Raw genomic sequence first — 17597 nt, 5'->3', positions numbered from 1 at the left:
CCCTTATGAACAAAGACACCATCTTCGAATTAATCGTAAAACACACCCGCGAGGTAATCCCTGAACTTGAAGGACATGCTTTTAGCCGTACAGATGCCCTGAAGGAGTTGGGTGCAAACTCGGTAGACCGCGCCGAAATTGTTCAATTGACACTTGAAGCACTTTCACTGGACGTGCCGAAAATTGAATTGTTTGGCGCTCAGAATATTGACCAACTGGTAGATCTGTTTTATGAAAAGTTATGATCACCAGGAGTTGGTCATTACAGGTATAGGTATTACAACGGCTGTCGGGCAAGGCAAAGAAGCTGTTACCAATGCATTGCTGGAAGGCTGTCATGCGTTTCGCATAATGGAAAGACCAGGGAGGCAGGAGGCTTCCGCTTTTATCGGGGCAGAAATAGATGGATTAATCTATCCGCCTGATATTAGTAAAAAGACGTTGCGTACAGCTTCCTATGCTGCGGAAGTAGCCCTTGTTACCCTCCACGAGGCATGGGAAGATGCCCAACTCCAACATGTTGACCCCACAAGGGTAGGGCTAATTATCGGGGGTTCCAATGTACAGCAGCGTGATCATACAATGTTGCAGGACAATTACCGTGGACGTACCCAGTTTATCCGGCCAACCTATGGCTTGTCTTTTATGGACAGTGATCTGTGCGGACTATGTACAGAACAATTTGGCATCAGAGGGCTTGCGCATACGGTAGGTGGCGCTTCTGCCAGCGGACAGTTAGCTATTTTGTCAGCTATCCAGGCCGTACTTAGTGGAGAAGTGGATGTATGCATTGCTATAGGATCTCTCATGGACCTTTCATATTGGGAGTTCCATGGTCTGAGGGCGCTCGGCGCTATGGGAACTACTAAGTTTGCCGATAATCCCACTGAAGCATGCAGACCATTTGACCGCGAACATGATGGATTTATCTACGGAGAATGTTGTGGTGCCCTCGTAATAGAACGTTCTTCCTTCGCTTCTCAACGTCATGCGTCACTCTATGCCGGCATTGCTGGATGGGGTATGACAATGGATGCAAACCGAAATCCCAATCCTTCACTGGAAGGCGAGTGTACTGTTATCCGTAAGGCGTTGAACAAGGCAGGACTATTGCCGAAGGATATCGACTACATCAATCCGCATGGTACTGGTTCTCTGATAGGCGACGAGATAGAACTGGAAGCAATTCAGACCTGTAATCTTTCTCATGCCTATATGAATACTACCAAGTCCATCTTTGGTCATGGCCTGACCGGAGCTGGCGCTGTAGAACTCATAGCCACTATTCTGCAAATGGAAACCGGTATGCTGCATCCAAGCCGGAACCTGATCAATCCTATCGTGCCTGGTATGAACTGGGTAAAAGAGCAGGCAATTGCTCATCCTGTACACTATGCGCTAAGCCTGAGCTTCGGCTTCGGTGGTATAAATACCGCTATCTGTCTCCAGCGCTGACAACAATTTAATTCATCAACTAAATATTAAATCACAACACTATGAACGTAGGAATTGAAGCAATGAATGTATTTGGCGGAACGGCTTATCTCGATGTAATGAAGTTGGCCCGGCACCGCCGCCTGGATACTGCCAGGTTTGAAAATCTGCTGATGAAGCAGAAGACAGTGGCATTGCCCTATGAAGACCCTGTCACTTTTGCCGTAAATGCGGCCAAGCCGGTAATCGATAGTCTTACGCCGGCCGAGAAAGACCGTATTGAATTACTCATCACATGCACCGAATCAGGGGTGGACTTCGGAAAGTCTATGAGTACATATGTACACCATTACCTGGGGCTGAACCGGAACTGCCGGTTGTTTGAAATAAAGCAGGCTTGTTACTCAGGTACTGCCGGTTTCCAGATGGCGGTGAACTTTATTCTCGGACAGGCGTCGCCTGGTGCGAAAGCTTTAGTAGTGGCAACTGATATCTCCCGCTTTATGGTGGTAGAAGCCGGTGAGGCAATTATGGAAGATTGGTCTTTTGCGGAGCCAAGTGGTGGTGCGGGAGCTGTAGCTATATTGGTAAGCGATCGTCCACATGTCTTCCAGGTGGATGTTGGGGCAAATGGTTATTACGGTTTTGAAGTTATGGATACCTGCCGCCCTGTTCCGGATAGCGAAGCTGGTGATGCAGACCTATCACTGATGTCTTATCTCGATTGCTGTGAGCGGGCCTTCGGTGAATATCAGAAGCGCGTAACCGGCGTCAGTTATAAAGACACTTTCCAATACCTCACATTTCATACGCCGTTTGGAGGTATGGTGAAAGGAGCACACCGCACAATGATGCGCAAGGTAGTAAAAGCAACGCCGCCTGAAATAGAAGCCGACTTTTCTTTACGCGTCACACCGGGTCTGACCTATTGTCAGCGGGTAGGTAATATAATGGGTGGAACTGTATTTATGTCTTTAGCCAGCACTATCGATAATGGGGTGTACAATGCGCCTAAACGCATCGGTCAGTTCTCTTATGGCTCCGGATGCTGCTCAGAATTTTATAGTGGCGTTGTTTCTGCTGAAGGGCAGCAACGCCAGAAGCAGTTTAGCATAGAACGGGGACTATCCTCCCGCTATGAACTGTCCATGGATGAATATGACGCCCTTTTACTAGGTAATGGCGCGGTACGTTTCGGTACGCGTAATGTTACGCTGGACACCCAGATTGTACCGCGTGCCTGGGATGTAACCAGGAATAAGAAAGTCCTCTACCTGAAGCAAATCCATGAGTTTCACCGCAAATATGAATGGTCCGCATGAGTTATCAAACATTAAAAGTGCGCTACCAGGACCCTGTTTGTTTTATACAGTTTTACCGTCCGGAAGCTAACAACACAATAAATGACCTGCTGGTAGAAGAGTGTTTACAGGCACTCACCCAATATGAGCAGCAGGCAACTATCATTGTACTGGAAGGTCTTCCGGAGGTATTCTGTTTCGGCGCTGACTTCAAAGGCATGCAACAGTCAGATAACGGACATACAGCAAATCGCCAGGGGCCGGAGCCATTATATGACCTATGGTACAAATTGGCAACAGGTCCGTTTATTACCGTCGCGCATGTGCGTGGTAAAGCAAATGCCGGTGGTATCGGCTTTGTTGCTGCATGTGATATTGTACTGGCGGAAGAAGCAGCAGTATTCAGCCTGTCAGAACTCTTGTTCGGACTGTTGCCTGCTTGTGTGATGCCTTTCCTTATCAGGAGAATAGGCTTCCAGAAGGCGCAGTATCTCACGCTGATGACGAAACCGGTGTCAGTACAACAGGCGCATAGCTGGGGTTTGGTGGACGCTTATGAGGCAAACAGCGATTCGCTGCTTCGTACTCACTTGTTACGGTTGCGCTATCTGTCCAAGACTGGTGTTGTACGATACAAAAAGTACATGACCAGACTCGCAGACCTCGCGGCGGCTAAGCCATTGGCCCTCGCTGCAAATGTAGAAGTGTTTTCTGACACGGATAATCTGCAGCGTATCGCCAGATATGTACAGACGGGACTATTCCCTTGGGAGTCCTGACATTCATTGATTACTTAACTATATTATTATGACACAGGTTCCGGTAGATCTACGGGAAATTGAACCCGGTATAGTACAGATCACTATGCAGGATAAAGAACATAAGAACACATTCTCTGACGGATTGATGGAGGGCTTGATCAGGGCGTTTGCTGCTATTAATGCCAATGATCGCTATAAGGTGGTGATCATTACCGGCTATGATAGTTACTTCGCTTCCGGAGGTACACAGGAAGCCCTTCTGGCCATCTATGAAAGTAAGGTGAACTTCAATGATACCAACTTATATAGCCTGGCCCTGGATTGCCGTATCCCTGTTATATCTGCAATGCAGGGACATGGTATCGGGGGTGGTTTCGTATTCGGATTATTTGCTGATTTTGTCGTTCTGAGTAAAGAGAGTATTTACACTACCAACTTTATGAAATATGGCTTCACGCCAGGTATGGGAGCTACCTATGTACTACCCTGGAAACTAGGTATTGCGTTAACACAGGAGTTACTCCTGACCGCCAACAATTTCAGAGGGGTAGAATTGGAAAAAAGAGGTATCCCTTTTCCAGTTCTGCCCAGAGCGGAGGTGCTGGACTATGCCCTGCAACTGGCACGTCAGCTGGCAGAAAAACCGCGTGTTTCGCTTATCACACTGAAGGATCACCTGGTGTCAGGGGCCAGAGAGCAATTACCCGGTATTATTGAAAAAGAAGTAGCCATGCATGGTAAGACTTTTCACCTCGCTGAAGTGAAAGACCGCATCATGGGGCTTTTCGGTAAATAATAAATTATGGATACCAGACAGGTCCTGCAGGCACTGCAGGAAGGAAAGATCAGCGCATCTCAAGCTAAAAGAGCCTTACTCAACCTGCTTACTCCTGCAACGCGCACAACCGCTACCCGTTTTCCGGAACTGGTATGGCTTAACAGGCAGACTGAAGGCCGTCCTATATTCTGGATACACGGTAGCGGGGGAGGCGTAGAGGTTTACAGTAAGGTAGCGGCTATGTCGCAACGACCATTCTACGGCATACAAGCCAGAGGATGGCAAAGCAACAGGTTGCCGCTTCAGGGTATCCAGGCAATGTCGGCCGCATATGTACATGCCATTCAGTCCCTTCAACCGAAAGGGCCCTATGACCTGGGCGGATTTTCATTAGGCGGTACTCTTGCATACGAAATAGCCAGGCAGCTACAGGAATATGGGGAAACGGTCAGTTCTATTGTACTGGTAGATGTGCTGCAATTGCAGGGCCTCGATGCCCTACCTGAAGAAGATTCAGGAGAAGGCGGTACAAAGGTGCTATGGTGGCAGACAGTCAATCTGTTACTCACTCCTTATGTCACGCAGGTGGGCCATGCTGATAAGGTACTCATCCATCGCCATACACTTGACTGGAACTTAGATAATGATACCTTTATTGATGCGCTGTTATCAGCAGCAGCCACTACAGGCTTTGTACAGGATCGTGCTGCGCTATATCAACTGGCAGCTAAAAGCGTTGCTATCCAGCAGGCATTTGAAACTGAGCGTTATGTTTATCATCCGTTACCGGAACCGGATAAGACACAGTGCTATTATTTCCGGAACGTGAACGGGCAGTTCCTTGGTGATATGTTACCCTATTTCTCATTAAATGATACGCGGGAGAAATGGTTGCAGCAACAACCCTACTGGGAGGGCTGGAAACGTTACTTTCCCCACTTTCATACGACAGACGTAATTGCAACAAATCACATGGTGATGCTGTCGGAAAATGATGCTTTGGCAACGTTTAGAAGTGTATTATCCGGACTGTATGCAAGCGGAACCCGTCAGGATTCATCTGTAGACAATCCGCCATTAGCGGCTGCCGGTTCCATTCAATAGCTAATATGTAAAACCTGCATTTTATGGAAAAGTATCTCCTGAAAATCGACTGTGATGTTTTAAATGAGATGGGGTTGACCGTCAACCGCATGATCTGTGCTGTCGCACAGGACGAACCGGCTGTTGGCGACGTGTACTGTTTCCTCATAGGTGAAATCTCACATCCTATTACAATAAAGGTAATCTCACTGGTCGCTGTCAATAAAGTATGCAATAACAGTATTGAAGTGTATTGCTGCGGAGAAGAGATCGATGAGGATGATGATCCTATCAAAGAGCGCTTTGCCTGGCAGACGTTCAGTATTGACTAATTATCAATTTATAGCTATGGCAAAGTTCCTGTTCGCTGCAATACCTGCACATGGACATGTTAACCCTATGCTCGCAGTTGCACAAGCGTTAATCGCCCGAGGCCATGAGGTATTGTACGCCTGTCACACACAATTCCAATCTGTTATTGAAAAAGCCGGTATTCCGTTCGCGGAAGATTTCTCCTGGGGTGACGGTACTGTTCTGTATAACGAGGTGATGACGGAAGGCAATAGTAAGGACCTAAAGCGCATATTTAAACAACGGTTGGGTATCTCTCCTGATTATGGGGGTTTCTATGACATCAACGGTGGTACACAGCAATTCATCGCACTGATCGACCGCTTCAGCCCCGATGTATGTTATATAGATTCATTATTCTTCCCAGGAATCACTGCTGCTGAGGTCCGGCGTATTCCTTATGCCCTGAGTGTCGCCACTCCTTTTGCGTTACCTAGTACAGAATACTTACCTCATGAGAAAGGTAAACGGATGCATCCGCTTAAACGCTTTGTCATCTGGCTCTTGTTCCGCAGGTCGGAATTATCCATCACTGCTCTCCTCAACGCTGTCAGGAGTAAATATTGCCTGCCATTGCTTAAAGATTTCCGCCATCCTACAGGAGTAGCTGCTTATCTGCTGTATAGTACCTGCGCTTTTGAGTTTAAGCGAAAGGATCTATACCCGCAAACCTTCTACATAGGTCCTGCGCTGGGCAAACCGCCGGGCGGTGATGATATGCAATTTCCCTGGCATTGGCTGGACGGTCGTCCTGTAGTATACTTTACCATGGGAACCATGTTTGTTGACAAGCGCCGCTTCTTCCAGATGATCAAGGCTGCTAAAGGTGCTGACTGGCAGGTAGTGATCACCACCGGGCGTTCGCTCAAGGATGTCGATTGGGGGCCGTTACCTGATAATGTACTTATGCGCTCTTATGTGCCCCAGTTAGCATTACTACAACATGTATCTGTGATGGTCACCATAGGCGGCTATGGCACTGTAGGTCAGGCGCTGGCATCAGGTATACCACTGGTGGTATTACCTCCGGAACTGGAACATATTGTTACGGCCTCAAAGGTGTCATACAGAAAGGCGGGTATCACGCTGCGGTCCTGGGCTGTATCTGCTAAAAGTATCCGGAGGGCTATTGATACTTTGCTGCATGAGCCTTCTTATAAGGCACATGCTTTGACTATTGCCGAAGACTATGCCAGATGCGATGCTGCCGAAACCGGCGCAGATATATTAACACATATCTCAATGGTGCGCAAGCCAATCTTGCGTCCGCATGGTGTACCGCCAACATTATACAAAGACGAAGTACACAGCGTCCTGAGCGTACTTAGTCACTCTTCCAGCCACCAACTTTAAATCGCTATCCTATGTCAACATTTCTATTTGGTTGTATTCCGGCGTCCGGACATATAAACCCTACGCTGGGTATTGCTCGGCAGTTAATTAGTGAAGGACATACCGTTATTTATGCCACTCACCCTGCTATGAAGGAAACATTGAGCCGGGAAGGCATCTCCATTGCCGAAGACTTTTCCTGGGGTGATCCCGCACTCTTATTCAATGAGCTAATGGCCAGTGACCGGGAGAAAGAGATATCTAAAGCCATGAAGGCCCGATATGGTGTATCACTGGTAGGAGCAACGGTGTATAACCTTGAACAGGGGGTAGCTGATTTCATTCACCTGATCGATAAATGGCGTCCCGATGTTTGCTATATAGATAGTCTGTTTCCTGTCGGCATCATTGCGTCAGAGGTGCGTAATATACCCTGTGTAGTAAGTGCTGCCGGTTTCGTATATCTTGCGGCGCAGCAGGCGTGGCCATACTTTAATGGTAAAAAGATCAGCTTTTTCTTTCGCATGGTGATCCGGTTAATGTATGGCCGGGAGGCAGACAAGGTACTACGCCGGCTGAATATACTGCGCCGGCAGTACGGACTACCACTCCAGCAAACATTTATGAAGCACCCCAGAGTGGCAGCATTCCTGTTGTACAGCAGTGCAGGTATGGAGTTCAAACGTACCGATCTGCTGCCACAAACATTCTACATCGGTCCTGCAGTAAGTCTTACAGAAAAAGCTATTCCCTTTCCCTGGGATTGGCTTGACGGCAGACCTGTGATCTACTTTACAATGGGAACTGTCTATATCAGGAAGACGCTGATCGATCATATGATCGCTGCTGCAAAAGATGCTCCCTGGCAGGTTGTGATCAGTACAGGCAGGACTTATAAAGCTACTGATTGGAATGACTTACCCGAAAATGTACTGATCTGCGAATACGTACCTCAGATCGCTCTGCTGGATAAAACGACTGTTGTAGTCACAGCCGGTGGTTTCGGTACCGTCGGCCAGGCTGCTATGAAAAGCATTCCAATGGTCATTATTCCGTTCTCTATAGACCATTATTTTACGGCTAAAACAATCGTTATCAGGAAGGCGGGTATACTTCTACCCAGGAAGCGTGCTACCGCCCTAAAACTAAGAAAAGCTATCGATATCTTACTGAATAACCCTGTATATGAGTGTGGTGCGAAAGCGATCGGCAATGACTTTTCCTGTTGTGATGCTGCTGCTACTGGTGCGTATGTTCTAAAGTATCTGGTGCTTAACAGGCACCCGCTCTATCGTCCTGATGATGTTGCTCCCACCTTATACAAAGATAATGTAGCGGAGGTACTGGCGTTGTCTTCAAGACGGCAATTCCTACGTGTAATATCCTAATAACTATAGATATGGTTCCTGTAATTACTATTATATCTGTTGTTTACAATGGCGCGGACACGCTTGAAGACACTATCCGTAGTGTGCTTAGTCAGTCCTATCCGAATATCCGGTTCATGATCATTGATGGTGGATCAAAAGACGGGACACTGGACATTATTACGAAGTATGCGGAAGATCTTCATTACTATTGTAGTGAGCCCGATCAGGGTATTTATGATGCAATGAATAAGGGTTGGGGGAAAGCAGCTTCTGATAGCTATATACTCTACCTTGGCGCTGGTGACCGTATCCTGCAGCTGCCCTCACCTGCGGATCTGCAAAAGGCGGATGTCATATATGGTACAACACTCGTAGGCAGTATCAAATTTAAAGCAAAGGCAGACGACAGCCTAAAGATCATGAATACTCTGCACCATCAGTCATTGCTTGTCAAGAAACAGCTACATCCCGATCCGCCGTTCCGGATACAATACCGTACCTATGCAGACTTTGACTTTAACCAGCGACTTTATAAAGCCGGAGCCAGCTTCTATCACGTTCCTGACTTTGTCGCTTACGCCTTACCAGGTGGAGTAAGTAGTACTATCAAACTGAAGGAAATCCTGCAGATTGTAAAGGCTAATTTTGGCAGAAGGTATATGTTGCTGGCATTTCCCGTTTTATTGCTGATTATTACCGTAACATCCATCTTTTATGGCTCCCGCCGGTTATACAGGTATATGCCGGGTATGAAAAAGGCCGAAGTATCAAATACTCCGGCCGGTAGCTAATATTTAAGAACAGCAAACGCTTCGTATTATAATCTGAAGTTTACTGCCATTATCAGACGATTCTCTGTTTTTACCAGATCAGGTAACCAGCCCGGGTCTACCGGATCTGTACTGAAGCCTGTCTGGGATGTTGTACCTCCCGGACCAGCAAAGTAAGGTACATTGGCATTCCTGTGCGCAAACTCAAAACGGAACGTCACAAAATCATTCGGCATAATATCAAAAGTGGCACTCAATTGTCCCATCTTAAGATCCTTTCCAGACGCTATCGCTTTATCATATGCGTTGGGCGTTGCACTTGGTGCGGCAGGTACAAATGCCAGATATCCACCCGGATTTGTCACGAAGTCTCCTCTCATGGTCAGCGCCAGTTTGTTCCTGTTGAACCAGACACGGTTAGTCAATGAACTACCGGTCATATAGTTGTCCTTTGCTTTAACACCATCGCCTGCCTGGAATCCGTAGTGGTTATTCAGACTGAAAGCAGCCTGGGAAATACCTTTAGATGATGGATTCTTGAAATATCTTGCTACAATACTATTGTCGTGATGGAAGCGGCGTACTTTGGAATAAGAGGTAGATCCTGCTACATGCGTGTCATTGCCATAATAGAAGTTGGCTACCAGCTGTACATTTTCTGAAGGACGGTAATAGTTCGAGTTACCAAAACCGATATTCTTGCTCCATCTGTTATATGTCTGCCAGCCATTCAGTAACCACAGCTCTACCTTATACTTTTTGGTAGGATAAAACTGTACTCTTGCTCCCTGAAAATAGAAGGGCGTGAAGTCACAGACGCTACTACGCTGATAGCTCCAGTTCTCCTGCAGCACATAACTTTCCAAGCCAATGTAACTCATAAAGATGCCCGCCTCGATGTTCAATCCATACTTGTAGTTGAAATGATATCCGGCGGCTGCCTCACGTATAAATTTCAATGCTCCGGTACCTGTGTTACGGCCCCTTCCAACAGAACCATCTGTTTCCTGTACAATATGGGTCATGCTGCCGGTCTGTAACCACAAGCGACCGATAACATTCTTGTAATTACTCTCTATACCAAAGCTTGCCTGGTTAATAGAAAACTCATTCGCTCTGCCGGTTGCCGCGGAAATAGTTTGCGTGTTGTCCTTTGGGCGTGCAAAGTTGTAGTTGAAATAGGCGTCTGTCAGTACTGTTCCTGTTAGAATAACCTCCCCGTCCTTATCTTTCAGCTGTAACGGAGACGTTGACTGCCTGTTTTGTCCGTTAACCCAGGTTAGGTTCATTCCCTCAAAAGGAATCTTCGCTGCGGGTTGAACGTTTTCCTGCGCCATGGCTATCGCACTTGCACAGATGCAGGCAGCCGTAAATACATACTTTTTCATACAAAAGGTTATAATGTTTATTCTGCTGGGAGTAGCCAAAGAAAATGCCCAAAGCAAGGGTTGGTGTTTAACCTGTTGATTGCTATTCGTTTGTGATTATTAATGCCTGATGCCGATTCATAAAACCATCTCGTTTTGATAGGGGCTTTATTAATTTTGATAGGGTAGGAGGTCACGCTCCCCGGTTTCGGTGACTGCCGCCTATACCGGAATAAGCAAATCAGTCTTTATCTTTGCGGCCAATAAAAACCAGATCGTAATTCATGGAGTATTCAAAAATATATACAGTTAAAGCAGAGCATATAGACGTACAGGGTATCATGGACGGCTTATACTATCCTTTTTACATGGAATATTGCAGACATGACTATATCAAGGAAGTACTCGGCTTCGACTTCGCTGAAGAAGCCGCCAAAGGGGTACACATGGTACTATCTCAGTATACCCTCAAGTTCCTGCGCTCTCTGAAAAAAGATGACGAATTTACCGTTACGTGTGAGTTATTTGCTGATGCCGGCGGACAACCAAGACTGCATTTCAAACAGTCTATTATCCTCAATGGGAAAGTAATGACCACAGCAGTATTTACCGGTACCTGTGTAGCTGCTACCGGCGGTCGGCCCTATCTGCCTGCTGAAATGGCCGAAAAAGTGAAGGATGCTCCCAAACTGGATGTTGCTACACTCAAATAAATGTTATTTAGTTACAGTTAACTACCCCGTATGGCACATGCTATCCGGGGTTTTGCTTTTACCCCAGGCCGGGTAATACCCCAATATCACCAATAGTTGATACCACCGGCTGGTACCTGGGCTTAAACTACCTTATACAATGGTAGACTGAATCCGAACGTACTTCCTTCTCCCAATTTGCTGTCCACCCAGATCTTTCCTCCCTGCGCCTCTATAAATTCACGGGAAATGGATAAGCCCAAACCCGTACCTACCTTCTCCGGTGTACCCGGTACTTTAAAGTAACGGTCAAATATGCGGGAGAGATACCGCTCTTCAATACCCCTTCCATGATCTGTAACTACAAACTCCACATTGTCTTCCTTCACATTGGTAGTCAGTTCAATCTCGCCTTCTTCTGGCGAGTATTTCACCGCATTAGTCAGGAAATTAGTTAGTACCCAGGCTGTCTTCTCCGGGTCCGTCAAGATCTGCTGTCCGTTGGTATGCTGATGTATACGGATAGTAATGTTCTTTTGCTGTGCCAGCGCACTAACGGTATTAGCCGCATTATCTATAATAATATCCGGGTATACTGGCTCAATTTTCAGCTGTATATGACCTGTCTCTACCTGGCTGATGTTCAGCAACTCACTGGTAATCTTCAGCAGGCGGTTAGCATCATCAGCAATACTCTTTACCAGCTCTTCCTGTTCTTTGTTGACATCACCTATGCGCTCGTCTGTCAGCAGCTGTGCACTCATCTTAATTGACGCAATCGGTGTTTTAAGCTCGTGTGATATGGTGGCAATAAAGTTGGTCTTAGCCTCATTCAATTCATGGAATGGTGTAATATTACGTAGTACAATCACCTGTCCGATCACTTTATCATTGCTGGATACATGCAGGATGTCCAGGTGGAAATAGCTCTCTTTCTGGTCTGCAAATATCTTCAGTTCCTTATTGGTACTCTCTGTCTTCAGCAAACTACGCATCAGGTCATTATGCAGGGCTATATCCGGTGCGTACTGCCCCATGATCTCTACCTCCCGCAGTCCCAGCAGCTTTTCTGCTACCTTGTTCAGAAACAATAGCTTTCTGTTCTCATCCAGGCCGATAATGCCATCATTCATCTGATTGATAATAGTATCAATACGGCGTTTCTCAAACTTGATTTTCGCCAGATTACTATGCTCGTACTCATCCAGCTTCTCGGCCATGCTATTAAATGCCTGGGCCAGTTCACCAAATTCATCGTGTTGGGATATCCTGATACGTTTGGAATAATCCTTATTCACAATAGCTTTAATACCGTCTGAGAGCGATTTTACCGGTTCGCTGATAATACCCGGGAAGTTAACTGCCAGGGTAAATGCAATCAGTGCCAGGAATCCGAAGATGAACATAGTGAAGTTGCTGAACCGTTGTGCATTGCTTTCAGCCTGTAAGTTCTTACGGAGTATGGCCTCCTGGTTAGCTGTATTGATCTGGTATATCTTTCTACGGATAATGCTCTGGAGGGAATCATTGTCAGGGTCATGCCGCAGTTGTTCAAATAGGTCTCTCACAGCGCCTGTTGCTGCTCCTTCTCCCGGTTCCGTAATATTGGCCTCCTGTTTGGCGAGGTTCGTCTCAAACATCCTGAGTACGGCTGAGTCAAAAGGTACTCTGTCCATCAGCGCCAGCATATTATTGCTGTATACCAGTGTTTCATAGTTGTTTTCCAGTATAAGACGCGCGTCTTTCTTCAGCTGGTGTATTGAGTAGATGCCCAGTATACCAGAGATCAATATAGCAATAAAAAGAAATCCGATGCCGATGCTTAATTTGGTCTTCAGGCGCATGTCAGGAAAGAATTATAATGTCAATATCCGATTCAGACAACTTGCCCAGCAGCTGTGAAAATACGGCCGTATTCAACAGCATACCCATCACGTTCAGGTGAGGCTTGCCGAGGCAAATGGTGGTTACCTTTTTCTCATCGGCTATCTGCATAATACTTTTGGCAATATTACTGTTTTTTACCTTTACGACTTCTCCTCCCAGTTCCATAGCCATTTTGAAATTGTTGATCAGGTGCCGTTGCTGTGCTAACCCAATCCGCGCACTATCTTCTTTCGGCGTTTCCACATACAATACAAACCACTTCGATTGATAGTAGGCGGCCAGCCGGGCTGTCTTCCTGATCACTTTCTTTGCAATAACATGATTACTGCTGATGCACGCAAGAAAGCGTTCATTTCTCGGGTGAGCAGTACGCGGGAGGGAAGACTCGATCTTCCTTTCTACCTGCGTAGCGACTTCTTTCAGGGCCAGTTCCCGCAGCTGGAGTATCCTTTCCGGCTGGAAGAAGTTCTTCATGGCTACAGCTATCTTATCCGCAGTGTATATCTTGCCTTCCTTCAAACGGGTAATCAATTCATCGGCGGTCAGGTCTATATTCACCACTTCGTCTGCCTGTTGCAGTACCAGGTCGGGAATACGCTCTGCAACATCCACACCAGTGATATTCTTCACTTCCTCCTGCAATCCTTCAATATGCTGAATATTCACGGCGCTGATCACGTTGATCCCGGCTTCCAGTATTTCCATTACATCCTGCCACCGCTTTTCGTTCTTACTCCCTTCTATATTGCTATGCGCCAGTTCGTCTATTATCACCACTTCCGGATGGAGGTTCAACACGGCCTGCATATCCAGTTCTTCCAGTGCTTTACCTTTATAGAACAGCTCCCGACGCGGTATGATAGGTAGCCCCTCCAGCAGTGCATGTGTCTCTGCCCGGTTGTGTGTCTCGATATAGGCAATCTTAATATCTACACCATTGCGCAACAATGTCCTGGCCTCCTGTAGCATACGGAAGGTCTTACCTACGCCGGCGCTCATGCCGATATATATCTTAAACTTCCCTTTCCTGGATTGACGGATAAGGTCAAGGAAGTGCTGGGCATTATTATCTTTTTCACTCATGGACTGTAATGTTCAAAAACTCACTTTCCGTACTGGCATAGCACTGATCTTCTCATCAAGAGAAGCGTCCTTTTGCCGGGTACGGAAGGTGTGAGGTTAGTTTTCTGTCTCTACGCCTGGTGGCGTGTAAAGCATGGCTGTACACAGACAATGCTGGCATCCCTTCTTCTGCAGAATGTTGAAGTTAACACAACTCTTACATCCTTTCCAGAACTCCGGATCCCTGGTTATTTCATTAAAGGTGACTGGTAAAAATCCTAGTTTGCTATTCATCCGCATGATGGTCAGTCCGCTGGTAATGCTGAATACCTTGGCCTCCGGATATTTCTCCCGCGATAAACGGAATATTCTCTTTTTTATCCTTGATGCAACGCCGAGTCCACGAAAGGCTGGATTGACGATCATACCCGAGTTGGAAACAAATGTGCCATCGCTCCAGCTTTCAATATATGAGAAGCCTACCCATATCTTACTGACTGTCAGTGCAATCACGGCCTTCCCCTCCCGTATCTTCTTCATAATCGCATTCACAGACCGCTTACTGATGCCTGTTCCTCTTGCTCTGGCGGATGCTTCCATTTCTGCCGTAATTATAGCGGCGTATTTACAATCGGATAGCACCGCCTTTCTGACTATCACTTTGTCATTATCCATGTCAGATCTGTTTATTTTAACGTATCCAGTGCGATATTGAGTTTCAGTACATTCACTTTCTCCGGACCTGCAAAGCCAAGTAATGGCCTGTGGGTCTGATCAGCTATCAGTGTCTGCAGCCTGTGTTCCGGTAACCGGCGCGTTGCTGCTATACGCTTTACCTGTATCATTGCCGCCGCAGGTGATATATCCGGGTCCAGACCACTACCTGAAGCTGTCACCAGTTCCGCGGGAATGTCTTCTTTCTGTACGCCCGGGTTGTGCGCCAGGAAACTATCAATACGCTCCTGCACTGTTTTCTGGTAGTCCGGATTGGATATCCCTTTATTGGATCCTGCCGATCCTGCGGCGTTGTAGTCTACCGCCGACGGACGGCCATTGAAGTATTTATCTTCAGTAAATCGTTGCCCCACATTCTCATAACCTACTACCACTCCGTTTACAGAGAGTGTTTCTCCTTTTCCTTTACCCGGCGCTGCCTTCCCAACTGCCGCAATCAAAGACGGATACAGTACGGCTAATACCAGTACCATAAACAGGGTGAGTTTTACTGAAGGCCATATATACTTTTTCATGATAGTTGCTTATTTTAAATCTGTGTATTACATAAAAAGACTCAGGAACAGGTCGATGATCTTGATACCTATAAAGGGAATGATCACACCGCCGAAGCCATAGATCAGCAGGTTTCTGCGTAAGAGGGCACTCGCTCCGATAGGCTTATAGGCAACGCCCCTTAAAGCCAGCGGGATCAAGGCCGGAATGATCAGTGCATTAAAGATCACTGCGGATAGAATAGCGCTCTCCGGAGATGCAAGCCGCATCACATTAAGCCCTTGTAATGCAGGAATAGCTGTCACAAACAATGCCGGTACAATGGCAAAGTACTTGGCTACGTCGTTTGCTATAGAGAAGGTAGTCAGTGTACCTCGTGTCATCAGCAGCTGTTTGCCTATTTCTACGATCTCAATCAGCTTGGTCGGATCATTATCCAGGTCCACCATATTACCTGCTTCCTTTGCTGCCTGCGTACCACTATTCATAGCAACGCCTACATCTGCCTGTGCCAGTGCCGGGGCATCATTGGTACCATCCCCCATCATGGCCACCAGTTTTCCGCCTTCCTGTTCCTTGCGGATATAGATCATCTTATCTTCTGGTTTCGCTTCTGCAATGAAGTCATCTACGCCGGCTTTTTCGGCAATGTATCTTGCGGTCAGCGGATTGTCTCCGGTTACCATCACTGTCTTTACTCCCATACGGCGCAGACGCTCAAAACGTTCCTGTATACCTGGTTTGATGATGTCCTGCAGCTCTATTACTCCGATCACTTCCTCATTACGGCTTACCACCAAAGGTGTACCTCCATTAGAGGATATCTCTTTTACCTTTTCCTCCATCTCTATGGCAAAGGCATGACCGGCACGCGTTACAATATTGCGGATAGCGTCAAAAGCGCCTTTGCGGATACGTACGCCATCCAGGTTAATACCACTGCTACGGGTCTCTGCTGTAAATTCAATAAAGGTGGCTTTATCGCTATTCAGTGTGTTGGCCTTGATGCCCTTTTCAGCTGCCAGTTCAATAATTGACTTGCCTTCCGGCGTTTCATCTGCCAGGGACGCCAATGTGCAGGCCTCAAAAAACTCCTTCTTACCGACTGCATACGCCGGCCAGAAATGTGTTGCTTTCCTGTTACCAATAGTAATCGTCCCTGTTTTATCGAGCAATAAGGTATCAATATCACCTGCGGTCTCCACTGCCTTACCGCTTTTGGTAATTACATTCGCTCTTAGCGCCCGGTCCATGCCGGCAATCCCGATGGCGCTGAGTAGTCCGCCGATAGTTGTAGGTATCAGGCAAACAAATAAGGATACAAATGCAGCAATCGTAATAGGCGTATTTGCATAGTCGCCAAAGGGTTTGAGGGTTACACATACAATAGTGAAGACCAGTGTAAAGCTCGCCAGTAAAATGGTAAGCGCTATCTCGTTAGGCGTTTTCTGACGGCTTGCCCCTTCTACCAGGGCAATCATTTTGTCCAGAAAACTCTCCCCCGGATCAGTGGTTACGCGTACCTTGATGCGGTCACTTAATACTTTAGTACCTCCGGTTACGGAGGATTTATCACCGCCTGACTCTCTGATTACCGGGGCTGATTCCCCTGTAATGGCTGATTCATCAATAGTAGCAAGTCCCTGCACAATCTCACCATCCATAGGTATCATATCACCGGCTTCACATACAAAGAAATCTCCTTTACGAAGCTGTGAAGAGGGTACAATCCTGATCTCATTGGTATATACTTCTCCCACTGCCAGTACCTTTTTGGCAGGGGTTTCTTCTCTCGTCTTCCGCAGACTTTCTGCCTGCGCTTTACCGCGTGCTTCTGCAATTGCTTCTGCAAAGTTGGCAAAGAGTAATGTCAGCAGCAGTATGATAAATACAGTCAGGTTATATCCGAAAGATCCCTGGGCAATATCTCCGGTGAAAGCAGTATACACTGTTACGCCGAGCATAATAGCGGTGCCGATTTCTACGGTGAACATCACCGGATTACGGAACATTATCTTCGGAGATAGTTTCAGGAAAGCCTGTTTCAACGCGCCACTCATGAGGGCAGGTTCAAATAATGCAGTTTTATGAGTATTGTCAGACATATTATTCAATGTTTAGCAAACCGGGTTTTCATAGGATAGTCAAGTTGATAATGGTATATCACAAGATGATAACT

The 17597-nt window shown here is 46.7% G+C and carries 17 protein-coding genes; 11 read left to right on the top strand and 6 right to left on the bottom strand.

Annotated features, from left to right (window positions below; genetic code table 11):
• The first annotated feature begins 5 nt into the window (after positions 1-5).
• The 10 genes from K1Y79_RS28345 to K1Y79_RS28300 are packed head-to-tail and all read left to right on the top strand — an operon-like array spanning position 6 to position 9201.
• A complete protein-coding gene (locus tag K1Y79_RS28345; RefSeq protein ID WP_220253605.1) occupies positions 6-245 on the top strand; it encodes an acyl carrier protein in 240 nt (79 codons plus the stop codon).
• Positions 232-1455, top strand: a complete 1224-nt coding sequence (locus tag K1Y79_RS28340; protein ID WP_220253604.1) for a beta-ketoacyl synthase N-terminal-like domain-containing protein — start codon at positions 232-234, stop codon at positions 1453-1455. The genes K1Y79_RS28345 and K1Y79_RS28340 overlap by 14 nt, the downstream gene beginning before the upstream one ends.
• Before the next feature lie 41 nt (positions 1456-1496).
• The gene (locus K1Y79_RS28335) at positions 1497-2756 is read left to right on the top strand and encodes a hydroxymethylglutaryl-CoA synthase family protein (RefSeq protein ID WP_220253603.1); all 1260 of its coding nucleotides are present in this window, start codon (positions 1497-1499) and stop codon (positions 2754-2756) included.
• Positions 2753-3514, top strand: coding sequence for an enoyl-CoA hydratase/isomerase (locus K1Y79_RS28330; RefSeq protein WP_220253602.1), 762 nt, complete (start codon positions 2753-2755; stop codon positions 3512-3514). The genes K1Y79_RS28335 and K1Y79_RS28330 overlap by 4 nt, the downstream gene beginning before the upstream one ends.
• 28 nt (positions 3515-3542) lie before the next feature.
• Positions 3543-4292, top strand: coding sequence for a polyketide synthase (locus K1Y79_RS28325; RefSeq protein ID WP_220253601.1), 750 nt, complete (start codon positions 3543-3545; stop codon positions 4290-4292).
• Positions 4293-4298: 6 nt separating this feature from the next.
• A complete protein-coding gene (locus tag K1Y79_RS28320) occupies positions 4299-5378 on the top strand; it encodes a thioesterase domain-containing protein (protein ID WP_220253600.1) in 1080 nt (359 codons plus the stop codon).
• 23 nt (positions 5379-5401) lie between these two features.
• Positions 5402-5689, top strand: coding sequence for a DUF5952 family protein (locus K1Y79_RS28315; RefSeq protein ID WP_220253599.1), 288 nt, complete (start codon positions 5402-5404; stop codon positions 5687-5689).
• A gap of 16 nt (positions 5690-5705) precedes the next feature.
• Positions 5706-7061, top strand: a complete 1356-nt coding sequence (locus K1Y79_RS28310; protein WP_220253598.1) for a glycosyltransferase — start codon at positions 5706-5708, stop codon at positions 7059-7061.
• A gap of 11 nt (positions 7062-7072) precedes the next feature.
• Positions 7073-8428 (top strand): glycosyltransferase, encoded by a 1356-nt coding sequence (locus tag K1Y79_RS28305; protein WP_220253597.1) that lies wholly within the window; start codon positions 7073-7075, stop codon positions 8426-8428.
• 11 nt (positions 8429-8439) lie between these two features.
• On the top strand, positions 8440-9201 hold the full coding sequence (locus K1Y79_RS28300; RefSeq protein ID WP_220253596.1) for a glycosyltransferase family 2 protein: 762 nt from the start codon (positions 8440-8442) through the stop codon (positions 9199-9201).
• A 26-nt stretch (positions 9202-9227) separates the two neighbouring features.
• Here the strand turns inward: K1Y79_RS28300 and K1Y79_RS28295 are convergent, their stop codons facing one another.
• On the bottom strand, positions 9228-10568 hold the full coding sequence (locus tag K1Y79_RS28295) for an outer membrane beta-barrel protein (RefSeq protein ID WP_220253595.1): 1341 nt from the start codon (positions 10566-10568) through the stop codon (positions 9228-9230).
• Between the two features lie 263 nt (positions 10569-10831).
• Here K1Y79_RS28295 and K1Y79_RS28290 point away from each other — a divergent pair, with 263 nt between their 5' ends.
• Positions 10832-11260, top strand: a complete 429-nt coding sequence (locus K1Y79_RS28290) for a thioesterase family protein (protein WP_220253594.1) — start codon at positions 10832-10834, stop codon at positions 11258-11260.
• A 122-nt stretch (positions 11261-11382) separates the two neighbouring features.
• Here K1Y79_RS28290 and K1Y79_RS28285 read toward each other — a convergent pair whose 3' ends face one another.
• The 5 genes from K1Y79_RS28285 to kdpB all read right to left on the bottom strand — a co-directional run bounded on the left by K1Y79_RS28285 (position 11383) and on the right by kdpB (position 17523).
• Positions 11383-13083, bottom strand: a complete 1701-nt coding sequence (locus K1Y79_RS28285) for a HAMP domain-containing sensor histidine kinase (protein ID WP_220253593.1) — start codon at positions 13081-13083, stop codon at positions 11383-11385.
• Between the two features lies 1 nt (position 13084).
• The gene (locus K1Y79_RS28280; protein ID WP_220253592.1) at positions 13085-14209 is read right to left on the bottom strand and encodes a sensor protein KdpD; all 1125 of its coding nucleotides are present in this window, start codon (positions 14207-14209) and stop codon (positions 13085-13087) included.
• A gap of 96 nt (positions 14210-14305) precedes the next feature.
• Positions 14306-14863 carry an N-acetyltransferase gene (locus tag K1Y79_RS28275; RefSeq protein ID WP_220253591.1) on the bottom strand — a complete coding sequence of 186 codons (558 nt, stop codon included), beginning with the start codon at positions 14861-14863 and terminating at the stop codon, positions 14306-14308.
• Between the two features lie 11 nt (positions 14864-14874).
• Entirely contained in the window at positions 14875-15438 is a 564-nt protein-coding gene (locus K1Y79_RS28270; RefSeq protein ID WP_220253590.1) for a K(+)-transporting ATPase subunit C, read from the bottom strand.
• Between the two features lie 27 nt (positions 15439-15465).
• On the bottom strand, positions 15466-17523 hold the full coding sequence (gene kdpB / locus K1Y79_RS28265) for a potassium-transporting ATPase subunit KdpB (protein WP_220253589.1): 2058 nt from the start codon (positions 17521-17523) through the stop codon (positions 15466-15468).
• Positions 17524-17597 lie beyond the last annotated feature (74 nt).

Origin of the sequence: Chitinophaga rhizophila, assembly GCF_019492185.1 — a bacterium.
GTDB lineage: Bacteria > Bacteroidota > Bacteroidia > Chitinophagales > Chitinophagaceae > Chitinophaga > Chitinophaga rhizophila.
This window is presented reverse-complemented; position numbering and strand designations above follow the sequence as displayed.

What these genes read in the sequence shown, in the direction of transcription:
- K1Y79_RS28340 (WP_220253604.1), top strand. Translation starts at nt 232, where the DNA reads ATGAAAAGTTATGATCACCAGGAGTTGGTCATTACAGGTATAGGTATT.
- K1Y79_RS28335 (WP_220253603.1), top strand. Translation starts at nt 1,497, where the DNA reads ATGAACGTAGGAATTGAAGCAATGAATGTATTTGGCGGAACGGCTTAT.
- K1Y79_RS28290 (WP_220253594.1), top strand. Translation starts at nt 10,832, where the DNA reads ATGGAGTATTCAAAAATATATACAGTTAAAGCAGAGCATATAGACGTA.
- K1Y79_RS28345 (WP_220253605.1), top strand. Translation starts at nt 6, where the DNA reads ATGAACAAAGACACCATCTTCGAATTAATCGTAAAACACACCCGCGAG.
- K1Y79_RS28325 (WP_220253601.1), top strand. Translation starts at nt 3,543, where the DNA reads ATGACACAGGTTCCGGTAGATCTACGGGAAATTGAACCCGGTATAGTA.
- K1Y79_RS28285 (WP_220253593.1), bottom strand. Translation starts at nt 13,083, where the DNA reads ATGCGCCTGAAGACCAAATTAAGCATCGGCATCGGATTTCTTTTTATT.
- K1Y79_RS28295 (WP_220253595.1), bottom strand. Translation starts at nt 10,568, where the DNA reads ATGAAAAAGTATGTATTTACGGCTGCCTGCATCTGTGCAAGTGCGATA.
- K1Y79_RS28330 (WP_220253602.1), top strand. Translation starts at nt 2,753, where the DNA reads ATGAGTTATCAAACATTAAAAGTGCGCTACCAGGACCCTGTTTGTTTT.
- K1Y79_RS28275 (WP_220253591.1), bottom strand. Translation starts at nt 14,863, where the DNA reads ATGGATAATGACAAAGTGATAGTCAGAAAGGCGGTGCTATCCGATTGT.
- K1Y79_RS28320 (WP_220253600.1), top strand. Translation starts at nt 4,299, where the DNA reads ATGGATACCAGACAGGTCCTGCAGGCACTGCAGGAAGGAAAGATCAGC.
- K1Y79_RS28300 (WP_220253596.1), top strand. Translation starts at nt 8,440, where the DNA reads ATGGTTCCTGTAATTACTATTATATCTGTTGTTTACAATGGCGCGGAC.
- K1Y79_RS28270 (WP_220253590.1), bottom strand. Translation starts at nt 15,438, where the DNA reads ATGAAAAAGTATATATGGCCTTCAGTAAAACTCACCCTGTTTATGGTA.
- K1Y79_RS28310 (WP_220253598.1), top strand. Translation starts at nt 5,706, where the DNA reads ATGGCAAAGTTCCTGTTCGCTGCAATACCTGCACATGGACATGTTAAC.
- K1Y79_RS28280 (WP_220253592.1), bottom strand. Translation starts at nt 14,209, where the DNA reads ATGAGTGAAAAAGATAATAATGCCCAGCACTTCCTTGACCTTATCCGT.
- kdpB (WP_220253589.1), bottom strand. Translation starts at nt 17,523, where the DNA reads ATGTCTGACAATACTCATAAAACTGCATTATTTGAACCTGCCCTCATG.
- K1Y79_RS28305 (WP_220253597.1), top strand. Translation starts at nt 7,073, where the DNA reads ATGTCAACATTTCTATTTGGTTGTATTCCGGCGTCCGGACATATAAAC.
- K1Y79_RS28315 (WP_220253599.1), top strand. Translation starts at nt 5,402, where the DNA reads ATGGAAAAGTATCTCCTGAAAATCGACTGTGATGTTTTAAATGAGATG.